This window comes from Streptomyces carpinensis (assembly GCF_002154505.1).
Taxonomy (GTDB): Bacteria; Actinomycetota; Actinomycetes; order Streptomycetales; family Streptomycetaceae; genus Streptomyces; species Streptomyces carpinensis.
On sequence record NZ_MUBM01000582.1, the window covers coordinates 1 to 251 of the forward strand.

The window sequence follows — 251 nt, forward strand, 5'->3', positions numbered from 1 at the left end:
CGGGCACGCGGCGACCTTCACCGGCGCGTCCCGCTGGGAGTTGTCCCGGCAGGGGCTGGCGGAGGCGATCCGCAGCGCTCTCGCGGAGGCCGACTGCGCGCCGGAGGAGGTCGACGTCGTCTTCGCGGACGCGCTCGGCGTCCCCGAGGCGGACCGGGCGGAGGCCCTGGCCATCGCCGACGCGCTGGGCGCCCACGGCCGGCGGGTGCCGGTGACGGCGCCCAAGACGGGCACGGGCCGGGCGTACTGCG

Annotated in this window: 1 pseudogene; it reads left to right on the forward strand. The window is 79.3% G+C overall.

Annotated features, from left to right (window positions below):
* Positions 1 to 251 (forward strand): annotated as a pseudogene (locus BZY54_RS54270) (ketosynthase chain-length factor); the annotation flags it as partial.